The organism is Virgibacillus salinus (assembly GCF_900102415.1).
Classification (GTDB): Bacteria; Bacillota; Bacilli; order Bacillales; family Amphibacillaceae; genus Lentibacillus; species Lentibacillus subterraneus.
Genome location: NZ_FNKD01000001.1, coordinates 1,017,261 through 1,036,068, shown reverse-complemented (window position 1 = coordinate 1,036,068; position 18,808 = coordinate 1,017,261). Strand labels below are relative to the sequence as shown.

19 protein-coding genes are annotated in these 18,808 nt (G+C 39.4%); 8 read left to right on the top strand and 11 right to left on the bottom strand.

Features of this window, described 5'->3' with window-relative positions; translation table 11 throughout:
• Positions 1-366: 366 nt before the first annotated feature.
• The 8 genes from BLS02_RS04875 to BLS02_RS04840 form a co-directional block, all read right to left on the bottom strand.
• Entirely contained in the window at positions 367-1,353 is a 987-nt protein-coding gene (locus BLS02_RS04875) for a Gfo/Idh/MocA family protein (RefSeq protein WP_368073004.1), read from the bottom strand.
• 69 nt (positions 1,354-1,422) lie between these two features.
• A complete protein-coding gene (locus BLS02_RS04870) occupies positions 1,423-1,752 on the bottom strand; it encodes a PTS lactose/cellobiose transporter subunit IIA (RefSeq protein WP_092491827.1) in 330 nt (109 codons plus the stop codon).
• Positions 1,753-1,767: 15 nt separating this feature from the next.
• Positions 1,768-3,075 carry a PTS sugar transporter subunit IIC gene (locus tag BLS02_RS04865; RefSeq protein WP_092491826.1) on the bottom strand — a complete coding sequence of 436 codons (1,308 nt, stop codon included), beginning with the start codon at positions 3,073-3,075 and terminating at the stop codon, positions 1,768-1,770.
• Positions 3,076-3,088: 13 nt separating this feature from the next.
• Positions 3,089-3,391 carry a PTS sugar transporter subunit IIB gene (locus BLS02_RS04860; protein WP_092491825.1) on the bottom strand — a complete coding sequence of 101 codons (303 nt, stop codon included), beginning with the start codon at positions 3,389-3,391 and terminating at the stop codon, positions 3,089-3,091.
• Between the two features lie 18 nt (positions 3,392-3,409).
• On the bottom strand, positions 3,410-3,631 hold the full coding sequence (locus BLS02_RS04855; protein ID WP_092491824.1) for a hypothetical protein: 222 nt from the start codon (positions 3,629-3,631) through the stop codon (positions 3,410-3,412).
• Between the two features lie 223 nt (positions 3,632-3,854).
• A complete protein-coding gene (locus BLS02_RS04850) occupies positions 3,855-6,488 on the bottom strand; it encodes a sigma 54-interacting transcriptional regulator (RefSeq protein WP_092491823.1) in 2,634 nt (877 codons plus the stop codon).
• Between the two features lie 402 nt (positions 6,489-6,890).
• Entirely contained in the window at positions 6,891-9,272 is a 2,382-nt protein-coding gene (locus BLS02_RS04845) for a penicillin acylase family protein (RefSeq protein WP_092491822.1), read from the bottom strand.
• A 196-nt stretch (positions 9,273-9,468) separates the two neighbouring features.
• Entirely contained in the window at positions 9,469-10,317 is an 849-nt protein-coding gene (locus BLS02_RS04840; protein ID WP_092491821.1) for a chemotaxis protein, read from the bottom strand.
• A 262-nt stretch (positions 10,318-10,579) separates the two neighbouring features.
• Between BLS02_RS04840 and rfbA the strand changes: the two genes are divergently transcribed.
• The 8 genes from rfbA to BLS02_RS18745 are packed head-to-tail and all read left to right on the top strand — an operon-like array spanning position 10,580 to position 17,530.
• Positions 10,580-11,512: a glucose-1-phosphate thymidylyltransferase RfbA gene (gene rfbA, locus BLS02_RS04835; RefSeq protein ID WP_092491820.1), complete on the top strand. Its 933-nt coding sequence runs from the start codon at positions 10,580-10,582 to the stop codon at positions 11,510-11,512.
• Positions 11,505-12,521, top strand: a complete 1,017-nt coding sequence (gene rfbB, locus BLS02_RS04830; protein WP_092491819.1) for a dTDP-glucose 4,6-dehydratase — start codon at positions 11,505-11,507, stop codon at positions 12,519-12,521. Before rfbA ends, rfbB begins: the two co-directional genes overlap by 8 nt.
• Positions 12,491-13,441, top strand: coding sequence for a glycosyltransferase family 2 protein (locus tag BLS02_RS04825; protein WP_092491818.1), 951 nt, complete (start codon positions 12,491-12,493; stop codon positions 13,439-13,441). Before rfbB ends, BLS02_RS04825 begins: the two co-directional genes overlap by 31 nt.
• A 4-nt stretch (positions 13,442-13,445) precedes the next feature.
• Positions 13,446-14,120: an N-acetyltransferase gene (locus BLS02_RS04820; RefSeq protein WP_092491817.1), complete on the top strand. Its 675-nt coding sequence runs from the start codon at positions 13,446-13,448 to the stop codon at positions 14,118-14,120.
• A 2-nt stretch (positions 14,121-14,122) separates the two neighbouring features.
• The gene (locus tag BLS02_RS04815; protein WP_092491816.1) at positions 14,123-14,488 is read left to right on the top strand and encodes an EamA family transporter; all 366 of its coding nucleotides are present in this window, start codon (positions 14,123-14,125) and stop codon (positions 14,486-14,488) included.
• A gap of 1 nt (position 14,489) precedes the next feature.
• On the top strand, positions 14,490-15,611 hold the full coding sequence (gene rffA, locus BLS02_RS04810) for a dTDP-4-amino-4,6-dideoxygalactose transaminase (protein WP_439144711.1): 1,122 nt from the start codon (positions 14,490-14,492) through the stop codon (positions 15,609-15,611).
• Positions 15,574-17,250 carry a DUF6044 family protein gene (locus BLS02_RS04805; RefSeq protein WP_092491814.1) on the top strand — a complete coding sequence of 559 codons (1,677 nt, stop codon included), beginning with the start codon at positions 15,574-15,576 and terminating at the stop codon, positions 17,248-17,250. Before rffA ends, BLS02_RS04805 begins: the two co-directional genes overlap by 38 nt.
• On the top strand, positions 17,207-17,530 hold the full coding sequence (locus tag BLS02_RS18745) for a hypothetical protein (RefSeq protein WP_139180766.1): 324 nt from the start codon (positions 17,207-17,209) through the stop codon (positions 17,528-17,530). The genes BLS02_RS04805 and BLS02_RS18745 overlap by 44 nt, the downstream gene beginning before the upstream one ends.
• Here the strand turns inward: BLS02_RS18745 and BLS02_RS04795 are convergent.
• The 3 genes from BLS02_RS04795 to BLS02_RS04785 all read right to left on the bottom strand — a co-directional run bounded on the left by BLS02_RS04795 (position 17,518) and on the right by BLS02_RS04785 (position 18,766).
• Positions 17,518-17,958 (bottom strand): hypothetical protein, encoded by a 441-nt coding sequence (locus tag BLS02_RS04795; protein ID WP_092491812.1) that lies wholly within the window; start codon positions 17,956-17,958, stop codon positions 17,518-17,520. The two genes, BLS02_RS18745 and BLS02_RS04795, sit on opposite strands and share 13 nt — an antisense overlap.
• A gap of 26 nt (positions 17,959-17,984) precedes the next feature.
• The gene (locus tag BLS02_RS04790; RefSeq protein ID WP_092491811.1) at positions 17,985-18,398 is read right to left on the bottom strand and encodes a hypothetical protein; all 414 of its coding nucleotides are present in this window, start codon (positions 18,396-18,398) and stop codon (positions 17,985-17,987) included.
• 89 nt (positions 18,399-18,487) lie between these two features.
• On the bottom strand, positions 18,488-18,766 hold the full coding sequence (locus BLS02_RS04785) for a ferredoxin reductase domain-containing protein (protein ID WP_092491810.1): 279 nt from the start codon (positions 18,764-18,766) through the stop codon (positions 18,488-18,490).
• Between the last annotated feature and the right edge of the window lie 42 nt (positions 18,767-18,808).

Genomic DNA, 18,808 nt, shown 5'->3' with positions numbered 1-18,808 from the left:
ACAGAGTTCGGGTTCTCATAGCCCTGATGAAGACACGTTTCACACTATTTGAACAGTGTTCGCGTTCTCATAACCCCGATGAAGACACGTTTCACGCTATTTGAATAGCGTCCGGGTTCTCATAACCCTGATGAGAGAGCCCATGGCTAGTAAGACTGCGAAAGTGTTAGCTTGAGCAGATGTTGCATTGGTACTGGAGTGGTGCAAAAGAAAATTTTCACTGTGTCGCAGTTTATATCTAATTAGCAAGAAAAATAAATCCGAACTTATTCTAATTCTATTTCAAGAATTTTGAATCATAGTTCGGATTTTACTTTGACCAGATCACTTTTGTCCCGGCTTCACATAGCCAGTCAATCTCTCGTTTTATTTTTCAGAAGCAAATACAATCCCAGTTTGTATACGTGCTTCTTCAGTTACAGAAAGTACATTGAAACTCAATTCTTTCAGTTCCTTATATGCCTTATCATTTCCAGTTTCTATAATTCTGGCAAAATGGTCAATCTCAAACACCATGTTATTGTCTTGATTTACAGAATTTAAAGTTACTCGTTCTTTTGATGGTGTTTTAAAAAGGCGCGGGTTATTTATCTCCCCAGCATCATCGAAAATTAGTGTCCCTTGCTCACCTTGAATCTCACATGAATTAAAGGAATTGGATATCTTTGAACATAGAATCGTACAAGTGAAATCAGAATACGTTAAAACTAATGTGCCATTGCCGTCGACACCACTCTTTAATTTAACCGGAAAGTATGAAATATTTTCAGGCTGTCCAAACAAAGCTATTGCCACAGATAAAGGATAAACACCGAGATCAACAAGTGCTCCACCAGAAAATTCCGCTGTAAAGATATTTGGATTTTCTCCCTGCAAATACTTATCATAACGGGAAGAGTACTGAATAAGATGCAACGACATACTGCGAACATTTCCGATTTTATCAACATTATCCTTCAAACTTTTAAAATTAGGTGAATGTATATTGCGCATTGCCTCGAATAAATAAACATTATTTTCTTCAGCTATTTGATGGGCCTTTTTCCACTCTTCCGTATTTGAAAAAATTGGCTTCTCACATACAACATGTTTTTTTTGCTTTAAAACTGTAATAGCATGTTCAATATGCATCGAATTTGGGGATGCAATATAAACACAGTCCAACTCCCTGCTTTTTGCCATTTGTTCGATGTCTGTAAAAACGTTTTTTACATTATGTTTGTCAGCAAACATATTCGCCTTTTCAGAAGTCCTGGAATAAACAGCATTATGCCTAAAATTTTCGGAACTTTTAGACGCATCTATAAATGCATCCGTAATCCATCCTGTACCGATTGTACCGAATCTCATCATCTCATCCTTCCTTTTGAATATAAATACTGCCCAACACCAGTGATGTTAGGCAGTATATACTACAAGATTTTATTGTTCAAGCTTTTCGATACGCTTTTCCAGGCTCTCTGTTGATTTCAAATGATTTATCATTCGCTTGATCAATTGTATCTCTGCCTGTGCAGTCATTACATGATCCTGTGCGTGTATCATGAAGAAGTTTGGTACAGTATCATCTTCGCTTTGAATTAGCTGTGTTTGATACTTATGACCTTTAAGAAATTCTTCATCCGCTTCCTCAAGTAACTTCTCGGCATCATCAAACTTATATTCTTCCGCTTCATTCAGGGCTTCATAAGCTGCACCACGGGCGTTTCCACCGTGTAAAATAAGTTGCATCATTATTTCTTCATAATTCATAGCGCAATCTCCTCTCTAGCTGTTAGCTGGCTGTTCTTCGTTATTTGATTGCTCTTCTTCGACAAGTTGTTTTTCATATCGTTTAAAGAATGGGTAATAAATTACTGTCGCAATTACTGCGTTCATAATCTGAACAAGACCTGCCAGCCATGAACCACCGGTAGCAATAAATCCACCAAAGAAAATCGGCACCGTAAATGGTGGTTGAACGATAACAGGTGGCAAAATACCTGTTGCAAATAAAATATAGTTGACAGTAACAATAATTACTGGACCTAATATAAAAGGAATTATTAGAACCGGGTTCAGAACGATCGGAAGTCCGAAAATTACTGGTTCATTAATGTTAAAGAATGACGGGATAATAGCCGTCTTCCCTACTTGTTTAATTTGCGCTGACGCTGAGAAGACCATGAAGATAACCAGTCCCAGTGTTGCACCTGACCCACCGATATGTGTAAACATATGGAAGAAGGGCTCTGTAACAATACCTGTTGCTTCACTTCCTGATTCAATTGCATCAGCATTGCTAGCTAGCTGCGTCATCCAAAATGGATAGGCAACAGAAGATACGACGTTCATTCCATGAATACCAATTGACCACAGAACAAGCATTAACAAAATCATACCGAGGGCTGCCCAGTAAGAGTTTGATGCTGCAACAAATGGACTAAACGCGTCCAATACTAATTGCGGGATTGTAACGCCAAAGTTCGCCCAGACAATCCATGCCAGAATCCACACTAAAGGAAGGATTAACATGAATGGAACTAGCGCTCGAAAGGTTCGCATTACATATGGTGGAACACCTGCTGGCATTTCAAAAGCAACACCCTTATTAATAAGAAACCGCATTGCTTCAGTTGTTAGTATACCTAATATAATTGCTACGAATAACCCTTGTCCACCTAGATAGTTTAAAATATCACCAAAAGGTACTTGTGTAATGTCTTTTACTGGAAACGCAGTCATAAAGAAAGCTAGCATCGAAAGAATACCTGCCATAACTGCATCCATATCTTCCCGAATCGCTAAACTATAACCAACACCAAACGCCACCGTTAATGCCATTAGTCCAAAGGTCAGGTTAAATGGAAATAGTAGCTGTGCCTGAATAGGCTCTACTGCGTTTTCCCACGCATTAATTATTCCCCAGTCCAAAGAAGATGGCGGGTTGGCAATAATTAAGAAGAACGCCCCTGTAATAATAACTGGTAATGCAAAAATAACGAATGCATCTCGAATTGCCTGCAAGTATTTATTTTGGGCAATTTTTCCCAATGGTTCCATAAGGTGATCTTCTAGCCATTTTGCTATGTTCATTTCTATCTCCCCCTTATTTCATTAAATTTAATGCTTGATCAAGTACTTTATCGCCATCCATTAATGCGAATGCACGTTGATCAACAAGTTCTACCGGAATATTATGTTCATCTGCCACTTTTGTAACTTCTTTCTTCAGATGACGAACCTGTGGCTCCAATAATGCAACATCATATTCGCTTGCTTTCTGTTTAAATTCACCGGTTCCTCCAGCAAAAGCTTGAAAATCCAAATCTCTTTTTTCTGCTGCTTCCTGAACCTTTTTAGCTAATTGACTTGAAGTTGCTCCCCAGCTGCATAAGATAATTAATTTCATTTTAGTCCACTCCTTGAATTAATTTTTTGATAGAATCTTTCTAGCTAATGCATCAACATTTTTATAGTGACCCATTAGCCAATATGAAAACCATGACGCTGCGAAAATAGTTAATGAAAATGCGACACCAATTCCCAGGATAAGGTTTGCGGAAGGCTGATTCGTTATAACTGAATACAGACCGTATCCCACCCAAATCAGTGAAAATGCGAGTGCATAAATAAATAGAAACTTTTTCATTTTATCCCTCCCCTTGTTATAGTCCCAAAATTGTTGTTGCCTATACCTTTTTACAGAATTGAAACTTGATACATCTTTCATGTATCATTAAGCAAAAACTGTGCCAACTTATACTAATCAAACGAATTTACTCTTCAAAACATTGACATAACAATAATATTATTTTTCACAATAAGTAAAAAAAGCGCAATAAAAAAATGTGTGCAATTTTTATTGCACACATTTAGTGAGAGAGCTTTACCAGCTCCTTACGTATTTCGCTTACTAGTTCAATCTGGAAAACTTCTTCTATTTTGTTATAAAGAGGCGACCAAAGCTTATCCTCTTTGTCCGTAATTGCTGTTGTGTTGTCTAATGGAATGGAAGATATATATTGTTCATTAGTACCTTTTACATTTACCGAGATAATTCGATCAATTAAAACACTTAAATGCATCCACATACCAAGTTCCCTATTCGTATCCCATCCATAATAATGGCGAATCTGTGGAATAAACTCATTTAAGATTCCAGCAATTGTCTTCGGGTTTATATAGGTAACAATCTCTCCAAGTCCTTGAACAATCAAATCATAAATTTCTTCACTTGAAACATTTTTTTCCACGTTGGGGATTGTTGATTGGCGGGTGATTTCCAGCAGTTTCAACATTCTGGAAATACCCTCTTGCTGCAATAGTTCCCACGCTGGAATATATGGAATACCATCGATAGAAACCGGAACAGTCCCGATTATAGCAATCACTTCATAATAACTTTTCAAGTCTTTAAGGATGGAAGTGTCTTTCGTATTCGGATCAATTCTGACTGACCGAATCAATACATCCTGATCAAGTGTTGATAATTGATTCTCAATCCATGACTCTAGTAACTGTGCAGCACCCTCTCCAGTGAAACAAACCGTGGCAATAAGGCGCTTTTTCTTAATATTAGCTGACTCTTGTTCTTTTTCCATAAAAGTAAACATTGCCTTTTTAGATTCGTAATAGATATCATCCAAAGTCTGATCAGAAACAAGCGATTTTCTGCCAGCTTCCAGCACCATTGGAAGATTAACGCTTGATAGAGTTTTAATCGGCACATCCAATTCGTGCTGAATCGTATCGCCCATCGTAATCAGCGATCCGATATCAACTAGTAATAATGCACCTTTTATATGGTTTAGCCCAATAACTTTTTCCTTAACTCGTTCATATGTGTCTGCTGCAGCAATATCCAATGGCATATCAATCGCATGTATTACATTATTACCTAGCAGATAATTCGTAACTTCCGCCATCGAGGAAGCAGTTGATTTGCCATGGGTGACAAGAATAACCGCAATGGTTTGTTCAGATGCCTGTTTGTAATTCTGCTCAGGTGTCAGAAAATGTGCAATGAGCTCTATTTCTGATTTTGGCAAGTCTAATTCAATTGTTTTTTGCAAATGTGCCGCAAGCTGGCTCGCTGCCTGACGATAGGCCATATTTGGATGAATCATCTCTGGAATTGGAGCTTTATCAACATTATTCTTAAGGTGATTACGATAATTTTGTAAATGCAAGCCAATTACGTATAACTGATTCTCATGAATATTAATTGGCATAATATCCTTCAATTGTTTCGCCGCATTCTGTAATGCCCGATACAAATCTTCCTCTATCAACTGCTTCCACCCTTGTTGCAGTGAGCCCGAATGCTGATACTTTTGTGTTAAATCCTGTATATAATTTAAAACAACTGATTGAAGTCTATCGCTGCCATTCTGTTGCGAACCCTTATCGAGCCGTTGATAGATATTTGGAAAAGACTTTTGGTCAGACTCTTTTGCTTCAATTAGTTGAACCGCTTTTTGTTCATCCGTTTCCTGATGCACGAGTGCCGTGCTGTTACCAGGAAAATCCTCCATTTTTATTAGCACATTTTCTTCTTCTTTATTTAAATAACGTAAATAGGCACGCGCACAAACAATTTGAATATCACTTTTCAGCTGTCCGATATTACCAGGACAATCATAAGTCAAGAATGCATTCCGACATGCATCCTCAATCGATAAATTAGTATTCATTTTTGCAGCTTCTTCAGCGAGGAAATGCTCAATCAGTGCCTCACGTTCTGATATTGTTCTTTCTCTTAAAGGTGGAACATTCAATTTAACCGAAAAACGCCTTAATAACGTCGGCAGTAAATAGCTTTCAGAATCCTCCGTTGTGGCACCAATCAGCGCGATGTTGGCGGTCCTTTCTTGTGTTGCTTCACCCAGGCGGCGATAAACCCCTTTATCTATTAGGTAAAACAACATCTCCTGCCCAGAAGGCGGAAGACGGTGAATTTCATCCAGGAAAAGAATACCACCATCTGCCTGTTCAACTAAACCTTTTTTATCCTCTGTTGCACCTGTAAAGGCACCTTCTTTAATACCGAAGATTTGGCCAACAAGTAATTCAGCATTTTGCGCATAATCTGCACAATTAAAGGCAATGAAAGGTACTTCCTTGCGCTCAGTTGACTTTTCTATCGCCATGTTGGATAATTTTTCTGCTAGATAGGATTTCCCTGTTCCCGTTTCACCTGTCAATAGAATGGGGAGTGGTCTGGAAGGATACAAAAACGCTGCAGTTCCTGTTTCCAGAATCGGCTGGAGACTGTCACCCGCGCCAATCACGTCCGTTTCAGATGCTTTATTGCTGCTGGAAGTTTTTATTTTGTATTTCACAGGCTTCCCAGGAAGCTTAATGACCTTTTCCGCTTTTACCAAGTCATTTAAATAGCGACTAGCTGTGGACCGGTCTATATTGAGTTGCTCACCAATATCACCCGCGCTTAAGCTATTTTTATCTGTATTGTTAAGTTTTTTATAAATATCCATTATGCGACTCATAGCATGCTATACCTCATCTATCTTAAATAATAGTAATGCACATTTAATTTTAGCAGGAATAGCACAAAAATGCATATTTATTGACTAGCAAATAAAAGATGAGGCGACCTTATGTTTTACTGATGGCTTAGAAAAAGCTTAGAGAAAAAATCTTCTCTAAGCTCGTTTCCTTTTATAAGCGGACTCACGGGACGCTATTCTTGCAAAACAGTGACCTTTTAGCAGTTATCCGGACATAGAAGCACTTATTTTACATATATCGTACTTAATAGAAAGAATTTTGCCAAATAAGGTATCTGGTGTCCGAATACGCCACCATATTAGTTGTTTTTTACAAAATAAAGTACCTGCTGTCCGCCAAACTTCATAATTATATTTTTACCCGAATTTGCTTTACATATTTTAAGGCGTCAACGTTAATTCGATTCCTTTTTCTGCATTCATCTTAGTCACATGATATCCGCCGCCGACCCAGTCGTTCATTTGGTTATGGTACCAGTCACTCTTAAAGTGTCCAGCCTGGCCCGGGCCTACGATATGATAACCTGTTTTCATATCATTAGTATCGATCACAAACCGCCATGATGCACCATGATCAACAATTCCGGTTTCGGCATCATAACTCGCAGCCATTGGAGTAACACTGCTCCCACCAACAGAAATTGGATCCTCGTTATTGAAAAAGAATTCCAGTACCGGACTTACATCTGACAATGGATGATAAAACTGAACCTTATGGTAGTCGCCCCATTTCCAATCTGCTGTTTCGTTTCCATACTCTTTTAACAATTTGTCCATTGTATTTTCAAGTGACACGCTTAGCACTTTCTTAATTCCGCCATTCTCCTCAACCCATATCGAATCATTACCTTTACGGAGAAGTTCATCAGTTGTTTGCCCACGGCTGCCGAATAAATCCATGACATCTTCAGGAATTTCACCATCATATAAAATAGCTTCAATTTCATCCAGCCATTGGTGAAATATTAGTGGCTGAGCTGCATCAACATGATCCTTGTAATCCCATTCCAAAAGCAGTTCCAATGCCCTTTGAGCGTCATCCGTTAATTCCACACTATTTAACGTTTCTGCAAACATTGGTACAAACTCCCTTGCCTGTAAATTCATTTGGTCCATCTGCAACGCCTGCATATCTTTAGCCGTTAAATCATTACCTGTTTCAAGTACTTCAGCAATCCGCTCATAACGATACGGTTGTGCCCACATGTTGCTAATATGATAAGGATATTCGTCACCGATTATTTTATTGTTTGCAGTCGCAATAAATCCCTTATCAGGATTAACTACTGTCGGCAATTCATCAAATGGAATATACCCTTTCCAGTTATTCTCTTTTTCCCAACCTTCTAGAGGTAACTGTGCATCCTCACCATCTTCATAAATAGGAATATTTCCATTTGCTTTATAAGCAATCGTCCCATCCTTTGATGCAAACACAAAGTTTTGCGCTGGAGACAGGAACTTTTCCAAACCTTTCTCAAATTCTGGCCAATTTGATGCACGGTTTATTTCCAAAATAGCTTCAAGCTCTGTCGTTGCTTCCAAAGCCGTCCACCTTAAGGACATAACTGTATCCTTCGCGCTTTCATTGGCATGTTCTGAAATGATCGGCCCATGACGTGTCTCAACAACCTCGTAATCTATTGTTTCACCATCTTTAACCTTGATTGGCTCATCGATTACTTCAGCTTCTTCCCAATTATCCTCATACAAAAATTCATTAGGGTTATCAGGATTTCTCTTTTCCAGATAAAGCTGCTGGACATCTGGCCCAGTATTCGTAACGCCCCAGGCAATTTCCTCATTATGGCCTAATATAATCCCAGGAACACCAGCGAAAATAACGCCGCTCACACTCACGTCAGGTGACTCCAATTGCATCTGATACCAAATCGATGGCGTCGCAAGACCTAAGTGCGGATCATTCGCTAATAACGGCTGGCCCGACTCTGACTTTTCGCCACTTACAACCCAGTTATTGCTTCCATTAAAAGCATGTGGAATAATCGCATTTTCAAAACTTGCTGCCACATCAACTTCATCCGCGCCTATGATTGTCGGCTTATTTTCAGGGTAAGTCGGAAATAACTCATACGCCTTTTCTTCAGCAAAGTTGTTCAGTGCATAATAGTTAAACGCTTGACGCTCCCAATGCCCACCAAGGTCAAACGCCATATATTTACCTATTGTCAATGAATCAACCGGTGTCCATTCGGCTGGTTCAGACCCCATAAGTGTAAACTCGACAGGTAAACTATTTTCTTCTTTTGCCTGTCTAATATACGCGTTCACACCGTCGGCAAACCACTGTAAAACTTTCTTGCTTTCATCAGAATAGGTATCATATGACCCCTCCGCTGCCCGTCTTAATCCTAGTGAACGAAAATACTTATCATGACCGACAGCTGCTTCGCCAACAATCTCACTTAACGTCCCAGATGCCTGCCTGCGCGACATTTCCATCTGGAACATTCTGCTTTGGGCCTGTATGTATCCTTGAGCCATGAACAGATCATGATTGTTTGCCGCCTTGATATGCGGCACACCATCCCCATCCGTTATCACTGTCACCTCATTTTCCAATGATGGCAACTCAATTGTCCCTTCAGTCTGTGCAAGTGACTTATTTATGTATCCATTTACAAAAACAAACAGACTAATCCCTATCGCCAACAATACCCCAAGACTGATAAGAATTATTTTTTTCTTATTCCTCTTTTTCTTTAGTGGCTCCAGATTAACTTCCTGTGTTTGCAATGACATAATCCCCCCTTGTTTCTTAGCAAGATAGTATTGAATAAGCGCAACTGATTGCATGCACTCCATGCTTAATCCAAGTTTTCTAATATCTATTATTATATTCATTCGATATATACCGACAAAAGTCCTGCAAATCTACTAAATATTTAACGATAAGAGATTGGAGAACAGACTTTCTTAGAAAAGAACAAGTTCAAGCCTAGTCATTCACAACCTTCCATGTCCTGATTAGCCCCTCAACAATAGCACGAACCACTTCCGGATCCGTATCATATTTCGTATGCGAAAGCGGGTTCCAGCTTGTCAGCAATCCTCCAGTATTTACCCCAACGTCTTTTTTCACTGCCCGATTATATTCACCGTTCAGCCCCTTAAGTGGATATGCCAGAATATCATCTTTATCATAAAAATTAAGCCATTCTCCTTTTAAACCTGGGTAAAATTTCTCCAAATCAAGTGACGGAACAGCGATTGGCGAGCCAAAATCAATATATCGCATCGACCATAATGCCATTGGACTTCCCATCGTATAAAAGAGAGTTAGCGTCTCACATTGTTCAATCGGTGTCTGGTGGGTACACGTTTTCGTTTCAACACCCATATTTTCACGTCTGAACTGTAAATCATAAAAATAATTACTCGCAACTACAGTTCCAAGGCTATGACTGATGACACAAAGTGGTGCGTTTTGTCCAGCCCGTTCTTTCAATTTTCGAATCGCTTTAGCAACCAGCGTATGAACCTTATCATAGTTTTGCCCACCCGAACTCGTAGGCTGGTACGCAACAGCATCGGATAAAAAATCAATTATAAAGCGGCGCATCCGTGTATAATCCAAATCCTGATCCTGTTGCAGATTATTCCAAAGCTCCTCCTGCTCACCTGCAAAAATAGCCGACCAGTACACAGGCTCAAACTCCAGCTCTGAGCTCTTTACCCCTAACTTTTTCTCAAAACGATTCGAAATACGTCTAATCATTTTCTCAGCAAAATGTTTATCAGGTGTACCTGCTCCATGTAAAATCAATATGGCAATTTTTTGGGTCATACGTCGCCTCCTCTAAATACCTATTAACCTACTGAACAAGACAGACTTCAATTACAAACAATATATCCCATCTTCACTAGAAAAACAATCTCTTATTCGTAATAAAAATGCAACGTTATTGTAAGATTATTACAGCGCTAAAAAGGTTATATACTTGTTAACAGAGTCATTTCTGTAAGCGAAATATTATTTAACATAAACCGACAAAAACCGGGAAGTGACAGGCACCACCACCACCACCACTACCAAAGGAGTGATTTTAATGAAGGGGATTATTCTTGCTGGGGGTAGCGGTTCGAGGCTTTCTCCGAGTACCGACAGTATTAGTAAACATTTACTTGCTGTCTATGATAAGCCTATGATTTATTATCCATTATCAGTATTAATGCTGGGTGGGATTACCGACATCATGATTATTACCACACCTGAAGATAAACCCCGCTTTAAGGACCTTTTGGGCGACGGCTCATCACTTGGCATCAACCTTAACTACTTGGAACAATCAGATCCAAATGGGATCCCGGAGGCATTTATTCTAGCTGAGGATTTCATCGGAAAAGATGATGTGACACTTATCCTAGGTGATAATATTTTTTACGGTCAAGGTTTCACGACCCTATTTAGAAAAGCACTTGAAAATCATCGGAACGCAACAATATTCGGATATCGTGTAAAAGATGCACATCGGTTTGGGGTAGCAGAATTTGATCATAATCAGAAAGTAATTTCCCTTGAGGAAAAACCGGAACAGCCAAAATCAGATTTTGCCGTAACTGGGCTATATATTTACGACTACCGCGCTGTCCAGATTGCTAAACAACTACCATACTCAGCACGAGGCGAACTGGAAATCACCGACTTAAATAAAGAATACCTAAAAGGCAGCCAGCTTGACGTGCAATTATTGGGTAGAGGGTTTGCTTGGATGGATGCTGGAACACATGAATCACTTTTCGAGGCATCTGAATTTGTAAAGATTACGCAGCAGCGTCAAGGATTTAAAATTGCATGTCTGGAAGAAATCGCCTATTACATGGGCTATATGAGCCAGAAAGCACTAAAGGAAAAAGGAAGAGCAATGGAGAAGACCGATTACGGAAAATATCTACTCGAAATTGCTGACCGTAAACACACAGAACAATACTGGGAATCTATTGATCGAAATCCAATGTTAGGACTGGTAGAAAATGAATAAAACATTACTCATAACAGGCGGAAATGGATTTATTGGTTCAAATTTCATCTATTATTTCCTGAATAAATATCCCGATTACCAGCTAATAAATGTTGATAAATTAACCTATGCAGGCTCAACAGCCAATCTTCGTGAAGTGGAGAATTTTGAAAATTATCACTTCATTCAAGGAGATATTGCTGATGAAGTTCTCATAAAAAGTGTATTTTCAATTTACGATATTTATGGTGTTATCCATTTTGCAGCTGAATCGCATGTTGATCGGTCCATTGAAGATGCAGCATCGTTTATTGAATCAAATGTACTCGGAACAACCGTATTGCTTCAGGCTGCTCGCGAATCATGGGAATTGAAAGGTGAACTTGCAACAAGACGCTTCCATCATATTTCAACCGATGAAGTTTATGGATCACTTGGCGCAGCTGGAAAATTTCATGAAGATACACCCTATGACCCCCGTAACCCGTACAGTGCTTCCAAAGCAAGTGCCAATATGCTTGTAAAAAGCTTCGGCAATACGTATGGGATGAATGTTGTTATTTCGAGCAGCTCCAACAATTATGGGCCCAAGCAGCACGAGGAAAAACTGATACCAACAATTATTTCAAAATCCTTAAAAGGTGAGTCTATCCCTGTCTATGGTGATGGAAAAAACATACGTGACTGGCTTTATGTTCAAGATCATTGCCGGGCATTGGATCTTATTTTTCACAATGCAAAACCATTAGAAACATACAACATTGGTGGCGGAAATGAAATTACGAATATCGAACTAGCGATGAAAATATGTGATATTCTGGACCATCTAAAACCTGAAAATCATAGCTGTAAAGAATTGATTGCATTTACAGAAGATCGCCCGGGACATGACAGACGTTATGCAGTCGACGATACAAAACTAAGGGAAACCTTAGGGTGGGAGCCAGCGATGGATTTGGATACGGGATTAAAAAATACGGTTGAATGGTATGTGGAACAATGGGAACAAATCACCCAACAATCTCTGTAGTCATTCCAGTATTCGGATGCGAACCTTGTTTGAACCAACTTTATGACCGTATTAGAACAACCATCGAAAAAATCCCTGCCCAGTTCGAAATTATTTTAGTAAACGATGCCAGTCCTGATAATGCCTGGGAAACCATTAAACAGCTAAGCGTAACAGATGATCGCATAAAAGGAATTGACCTTGCCAGAAATTTCGGTCAGCACCATGCAATTACTGCTGGTCTTGACTACGCTATCGGTAACTGGGTTGTTGTGATGGATTGTGATTTACAGGACCGTCCAGAAGAAATCCGAACTTTGTACGATAAAGCTCAAGAAGGATATGAAGTCGTATTTGGGAATCGTGTACAGCGTCAGGATAATTTGTTTAAGCGAAAATCATCACAGTTTTTTTACTCAGTTTATGATTATTTTACAGGTGGGACATCAGACCATACCTCTGCCAACTTTAGTATCAGTTCCAAAAAAGTGGTTGATGGATTCAAGCAAATGCGCGAACAAAACCGATTCTTCCCACTTTTCATTCAATGGATGGGGTATAAATCGAGTACTGTCCAAGTCGAGCATAACTCAAGAAAGGCAGGAAAAACTTCCTATAACATAAAAAAACTAGTCACTCTAGCAACCGATGCTATCATATCCCAATCGAATAAACCACTTCGCTTATCAATTCAATTTGGCTTCTTAATTTCGTTGGGATCATTTCTTTATGGGATGTATCTATTTGCAAGATACTTCTTTTTAGCAGAACCCGTACAAGGCTGGACCAGTGTCATGGTCTCCATTTACTTTATTGGTGGATTGATTTTTTTCAACTTTGGCATTCTTGGGCTTTATCTAGGCAAGGTATTTAATGAGACAAAGGCAAGACCACTTTATTTAATTCGTGAGACGACAGAAGATAACGACAAACGGAGCTGATAATATGAAACATTTACGGGAAACCCCTTGGGACAAGAGAAATTTTAATATGGACACATTTGAAGTGACTGGAACACGTGAAGAAGCGCTTCAGGAAACAAATAAGTATAATGGGCACTACACCCTTAAGATTGGCCCCTTGGAAAGTCCGGAGCTCCTTCTAAAATATGGTTTTTATTATATGGACACATTAATCGAGCCCGTATGTAAAAAAGAAAATTTACATCTTTTCGATAAAGATGCCACATCAATTACGAAAGATTATAATCCATCGGAGATTATTCTAATAGCAGAAGAATCGTTCAAGCACGGGCGGTTTCATCGTGATTTCAATATCCCAAATTCGATGGCTGACACTCGCTACATGAATTGGGTAAAGGACCTTCAGGAGAAGGATCAGATTTACGCCCTCATGTATGAAGATGATACAGCAGGTTTTTTTGCTTATGAGGATGACAAAGTTCTTCTGCTTGGAATTAAAGAGGAATACCGAAGCAGAGGTCTGGCAAAAGCATTTACGAGTCAAGGCTGTGCCGAGCAATTCAAGCACGGGCATAACGAGTTACGGACGTCCATTTCAGCTGCTAATGTGGCTTCATTAAATCTGTTTTATTCACTTGGCTTCAGGCTTATGAATACAGTCGACGTTTACCATAAAGTAACCGGCCCAGGTGTGTGATCATGGGATACCTTTATATTTTTGGCACAATATTTTTCACCGTTTATGGCCAAATTGTTTTAAAATGGAAAATTGATAAAGCAGGCTTACTACCAGAAGCATTGACTGATAAAGTTTATTTCCTCTTGCATTTATTACTCAACCCTTGGATTCTATCTGGGTTCATTTCAGCATTTGTCGCATCCCTTTTTTGGATGGCAGCAATGACAAAATTCAATATCAGCTATGCATACCCTTTTATGAGTCTGTCATTTGTTTTAGTGTTTCTGCTTTCCGTAATTATTTTCGGGGATCCCATAACTGTACAAAAAGTAGTTGGATTAACGTTAATAGTTGCGGGCATTATCGTTACAAGTCAATCGTTGTGAGGTGATAGATTTGATTCCGTTTAATAAACCATGTGTTGTTGGAGAAGAAGCAGCAGCAATGCAGGAAGCAATTGAACAAACAAAGCTGTCCGGCAATGGACCGTTTGGAAAAAAATGTACCGACTGGCTTGAAGCACGACTGCAGTGCGAGAAAGTTATCCTGACACCATCATGTACAGCTGCACTTGAAATGACCACATTGTTAATGGAAGTTGGCGAAAAGGATGAAGTAATCATGCCATCGTACACATTTGTTTCAACGGCTAATGCATTTGCTCTACGAGGAACAGCGATTCGCTTTGTTGACATCGAACCAAATACTATGAATATCTCACCTGATGCAATCGAAGCAGCTATAACCAGTCGTACAAAGGCGATAGTTGTTGTTCACTATGCGGGTATATCTTGTGATATGGATTCGATAATGGATATTGCAAATCGCTACGGACTATGGGTTATAGAAGATGCGGCCCAGGCACTGTTCAGCTCGTACAATGGAAAGCCTCTAGGTACCATTGGACACTTTGGTGCGATTAGCTTTCATGAAACAAAGAATTTTACTTGCGGTGAAGGTGGTGCCTTAATCGTAAATCACTCTGAGTCAGTCGAACGCGCAGAAATTTTACAGGAAAAAGGCACAAACCGGGAGCAATTCTTTAAAGGAATGGTAGATAAATATACATGGCGCGATGTTGGTTCATCCTATTTATTGAGCGACCTAAATGCAGCATACCTGTCTGTTCAATTACAGCATGCCGAATTGATTAATAAGAGCCGATTACGTGCATGGAAGCAATATTACGATGGGTTAACTGATTTGCCCGAAGTTGAAGTTCCGCACGTCCCATCAGAATGCCAACACAATGCCCATATGTTTTATATAAAAACCAATCAGCAACAGGAGCTGATTGAATACCTTAAAAAACATGACATAATGGCCGTAACACATTACGTGCCGCTACATTCGTCACATGCAGGGAAAAAGTTTGGAAAGTTTATTGGTGAAGATCAGTTCACCACAACTGAAAGTGAAAAAATTGTTCGCTTACCATTATACTTTGGAATAGGAGAAGAGGCTGTAGATGATGTGGTCACCCATACACAAGCTTTTTTCAACACCTAAATTAATAACGTTCGCATGTCTGGTGATTATCGCCTATCTGCTGCCATATTATATTCTTGGTGAAGACACACATATTCGCGTGCACGACAATTTAGACTCAAACATTGTCTGGTACAAACTGCTCGTTGAAAGTGGACAGTTATTTTCACCAGGAACAATTCCAAATGTGATTAATGGACTGCCACGAAGTACACTTGCCTCCCCATTTGATGCAATGGTGTGGCTTTATGTACTCTTCGAACCGATGACAGCTTATACGATTGGGCAAACAATCATGCGGTTTGTTGCTTTCTATGGCATGTATATTTTACTTCGAAATCGTATTGAAACACCATTAATTTCAGTTGGTGCAGCACTATGTTTTGCACTGCTGCCATTTTGGCCATCAGGTCTCTTAACAATTGCAGGTCTGCCACTTGCTTTACATGTATTTTTAACAATCCGCGACCATGGGTGGAACATCAATAAATATTATTGGCTAGTATTATTGTTACTGCCGTTTTTCTCAAGTTTTATCCTTACATTTGTATTTTTCTTAGGTCTGATGGGCGTAATTTGGTTAATTGATTGGATACGATTAAAAAAGTCCAACTGGGCATTTTTTACCGCGATTACGTCTATGACAGTTCTCTTTTTGATGAAAAATTATCTATTACTTTATTCCATGTTTTTAAGCGATGGATTTATATCGCACCGGACAGAAAATGACCTTGGACATAATGATTTGGCAGAGACATTGAAGTTATTTTCCCATAATTTCGTTAACGGACATACGCACGACATGGCAGTCCACACCAAAATCATCGTCCCTGTTATCGGTGTTGCGTTCCTTGTTGCAGCATATCGTAATCTGAAACCGAAAATATTACCTAGCTTATTTATATTCAACGCCTTGATTTCACTCTGGTACGCATTCTGGTATTGGGGAGGATGGCGTGTATTAAAGGATCAAATTATGATTCTGAACACGTTTAACTTCAGCAGGATACATTTTCTCGATCCAGTGATTTGGTATATCTGCTTTGCATTGGCATTGTGGATTCTATGGAAGCATCTCCGATTTGGGAAAGTTTTAGTAGTAGCCTTAATTGTTGCGCAATGTGGCATCGTGTTTTATTTAAATGAAGAAAATAAATACAGTAAACTGGGCACTCCCACATTTGCTGAATTTTATTCAGAGAATTTATTTGATTCGATTGAAAGTTATATTGGAAAGGACCAATCCAAATACAGCGTTGTCAGCATCGCTATGCACCCAACCATTGCTCAATATAACGGATTCTATACACTTGATACGTATAACAACAGTTTTCCATTGGAATACAAGCACAAATTCCGAAAAATAATCGCACCCGAACTTGAAAAAAACTCAAATCTTAAGAATTATTTCGATACCTGGGGCGGCAGACTGTATATGTATGTTAGTGAGCTCGGCGAAAATTATCGATTCACAAAACATAGTAACAAAGAATTGGAAAATCTCAATATAAATACTGAGGCACTGTCTATGTTAGGTGGAGACTATGTGTTGTCTGCCCTGCCTATTTTGAATAACGAAGAGAATGGGCTTATATTTGAGCGGAGTTTCGAAAATAGTGAATCCCCATGGAAGATCTATTTATATAAAATTGTCGCTTGACTTTGAGGCGTCATCGCTCGACTTTGAGGCGTTGTCGCTCGACTTTGGGGTATTGTCGCTCGACTTTGAGGCGTTGTCGCTCGACTTTGGGCCGTTGTCGCTCGACTTTGATCCGTTGTCGCTCGACTTTGGTCCGTTGTCGCTCGACTTTGGTCCGTTGTCGCTCGACTTTGAGGAATCGTCGCTCGACTTTGGGGCAACTTCGCTCGACCCCTCACCATGTCAAAGTTCAATTTTCTTAGTACATACTAATAGAAGAATACAGGTTCACTTATTGTAGTCCCAGAGTACTTTCCACTCCCCTTCAACCATCGTCGCATAAACATCCTGGACAATATGAAACCGGCCATATTTACCTTTATACTCTTGTGTGACAGTCAATTTATAAACAAGATCAATCGGTTCTGCTCCTTCTTCAATTTTCCAGTTCTTTACTTCCACTGCTTCGTCCAAGGAGTAAGTAAACGTAGTAACCCCAAAGTGATTCATGAACACGTGCGCGCGATCCTGCAGATAGTGCCCTTTATCAAACTTTTCTTGCATTAATGGATGGAACATTGCCCAGGAATCGGAAAAGGCCCCATCCTGTTCATATGCATAAAACATGTCAATTGCCTCAACCGCATAATCCTCAGGAGACTTATCAATGAGAAAATATATGGTAAAACCAATACCAAAGGTGACCACCAACAGCAGCACTATCCTCATCTTACCCCTCCTAATTGAATGGGCAATTACATTCCTAATTTAACCCATAACTTATCTCCGTTAACTTTGAACCCTTTTACATTGCCAACCGGTATATCTCTAATCCTGTCAATACAATTCAAATCAATCCTTATCGTATTTTTTTTATAGTGTAAAAAAGGTGGTCTGTTAAATATTTTACTTTTCAGCCACCCTAAATTAAGCGGTGTTATCCTATCAATTTGAAAATACAGCACTCGCTTGTCCGCATGTATTGGCTTTAAATCTATTTCAAAATTCATGTTAAAAATCAGCTTTTTAGCTACGCCGCTGAACCGTATTAAATCATCTTGCATGCATATAGATAGGTCCTGTACAGAATTTTGCCGGGCCAGTCTTTTTTCAAAGATGCGTAAGAGTATATTTGATGAAATTGGCAGGTTTACTCCTAGGTTGTTCATTAGATTCTTCCTTTGCAAATGCCGTTAATACCATTTTATTCGAAAATAGGCGAAATATTATATAATTTACCCAGTCTAAAATCTTTGTTTCAAGTGACAAGTAACCATCGATACCCCGAAAACTCCTCAGCACGAATATCATCCTCATTCGCACCTTCTTCAACAAACATGTCATACATGGCCATCACCATACCAGCCGGCCTGGTAAGATAATAGATTGGTTTGCTGACATCTGACACGTAACGCTTCAACAATTTCGCATCAATGTAACCGTTCTCTCCGCCCCATTCATCCGAATCGGCTTTCATCATGACAGGAACAAAACTGAATTTAGGATTCTGTTCCGCAAACTTTTCGAAATCAGTCATGACTGAACTTCCGGTGTATGCAAAGTGAAATTACCATGAGGA

Excerpts from the sequence above, each read along its gene's own strand:
- BLS02_RS04875 (WP_368073004.1), bottom strand. The coding sequence starts at position 1,353 with ATGATGAGATTCGGTACAATCGGTACAGGATGGATTACGGATGCATTT.
- BLS02_RS04870 (WP_092491827.1), bottom strand. The coding sequence starts at position 1,752 with ATGAATTATGAAGAAATAATGATGCAACTTATTTTACACGGTGGAAAC.
- BLS02_RS04865 (WP_092491826.1), bottom strand. The coding sequence starts at position 3,075 with ATGAACATAGCAAAATGGCTAGAAGATCACCTTATGGAACCATTGGGA.
- BLS02_RS04860 (WP_092491825.1), bottom strand. The coding sequence starts at position 3,391 with ATGAAATTAATTATCTTATGCAGCTGGGGAGCAACTTCAAGTCAATTA.
- BLS02_RS04855 (WP_092491824.1), bottom strand. The coding sequence starts at position 3,631 with ATGAAAAAGTTTCTATTTATTTATGCACTCGCATTTTCACTGATTTGG.
- BLS02_RS04850 (WP_092491823.1), bottom strand. The coding sequence starts at position 6,488 with ATGAGTCGCATAATGGATATTTATAAAAAACTTAACAATACAGATAAA.
- BLS02_RS04845 (WP_092491822.1), bottom strand. The coding sequence starts at position 9,272 with ATGTCATTGCAAACACAGGAAGTTAATCTGGAGCCACTAAAGAAAAAG.
- BLS02_RS04840 (WP_092491821.1), bottom strand. The coding sequence starts at position 10,317 with ATGACCCAAAAAATTGCCATATTGATTTTACATGGAGCAGGTACACCT.
- rfbA (WP_092491820.1), top strand. The coding sequence starts at position 10,580 with ATGAAGGGGATTATTCTTGCTGGGGGTAGCGGTTCGAGGCTTTCTCCG.
- rfbB (WP_092491819.1), top strand. The coding sequence starts at position 11,505 with ATGAATAAAACATTACTCATAACAGGCGGAAATGGATTTATTGGTTCA.
- BLS02_RS04825 (WP_092491818.1), top strand. The coding sequence starts at position 12,491 with ATGGGAACAAATCACCCAACAATCTCTGTAGTCATTCCAGTATTCGGA.
- BLS02_RS04820 (WP_092491817.1), top strand. The coding sequence starts at position 13,446 with ATGAAACATTTACGGGAAACCCCTTGGGACAAGAGAAATTTTAATATG.
- BLS02_RS04815 (WP_092491816.1), top strand. The coding sequence starts at position 14,123 with ATGGGATACCTTTATATTTTTGGCACAATATTTTTCACCGTTTATGGC.
- BLS02_RS04805 (WP_092491814.1), top strand. The coding sequence starts at position 15,574 with ATGTGGTCACCCATACACAAGCTTTTTTCAACACCTAAATTAATAACG.
- BLS02_RS04795 (WP_092491812.1), bottom strand. The coding sequence starts at position 17,958 with ATGAGGATAGTGCTGCTGTTGGTGGTCACCTTTGGTATTGGTTTTACC.
- BLS02_RS04790 (WP_092491811.1), bottom strand. The coding sequence starts at position 18,398 with ATGAACAACCTAGGAGTAAACCTGCCAATTTCATCAAATATACTCTTA.
- BLS02_RS04785 (WP_092491810.1), bottom strand. The coding sequence starts at position 18,766 with ATGACTGATTTCGAAAAGTTTGCGGAACAGAATCCTAAATTCAGTTTT.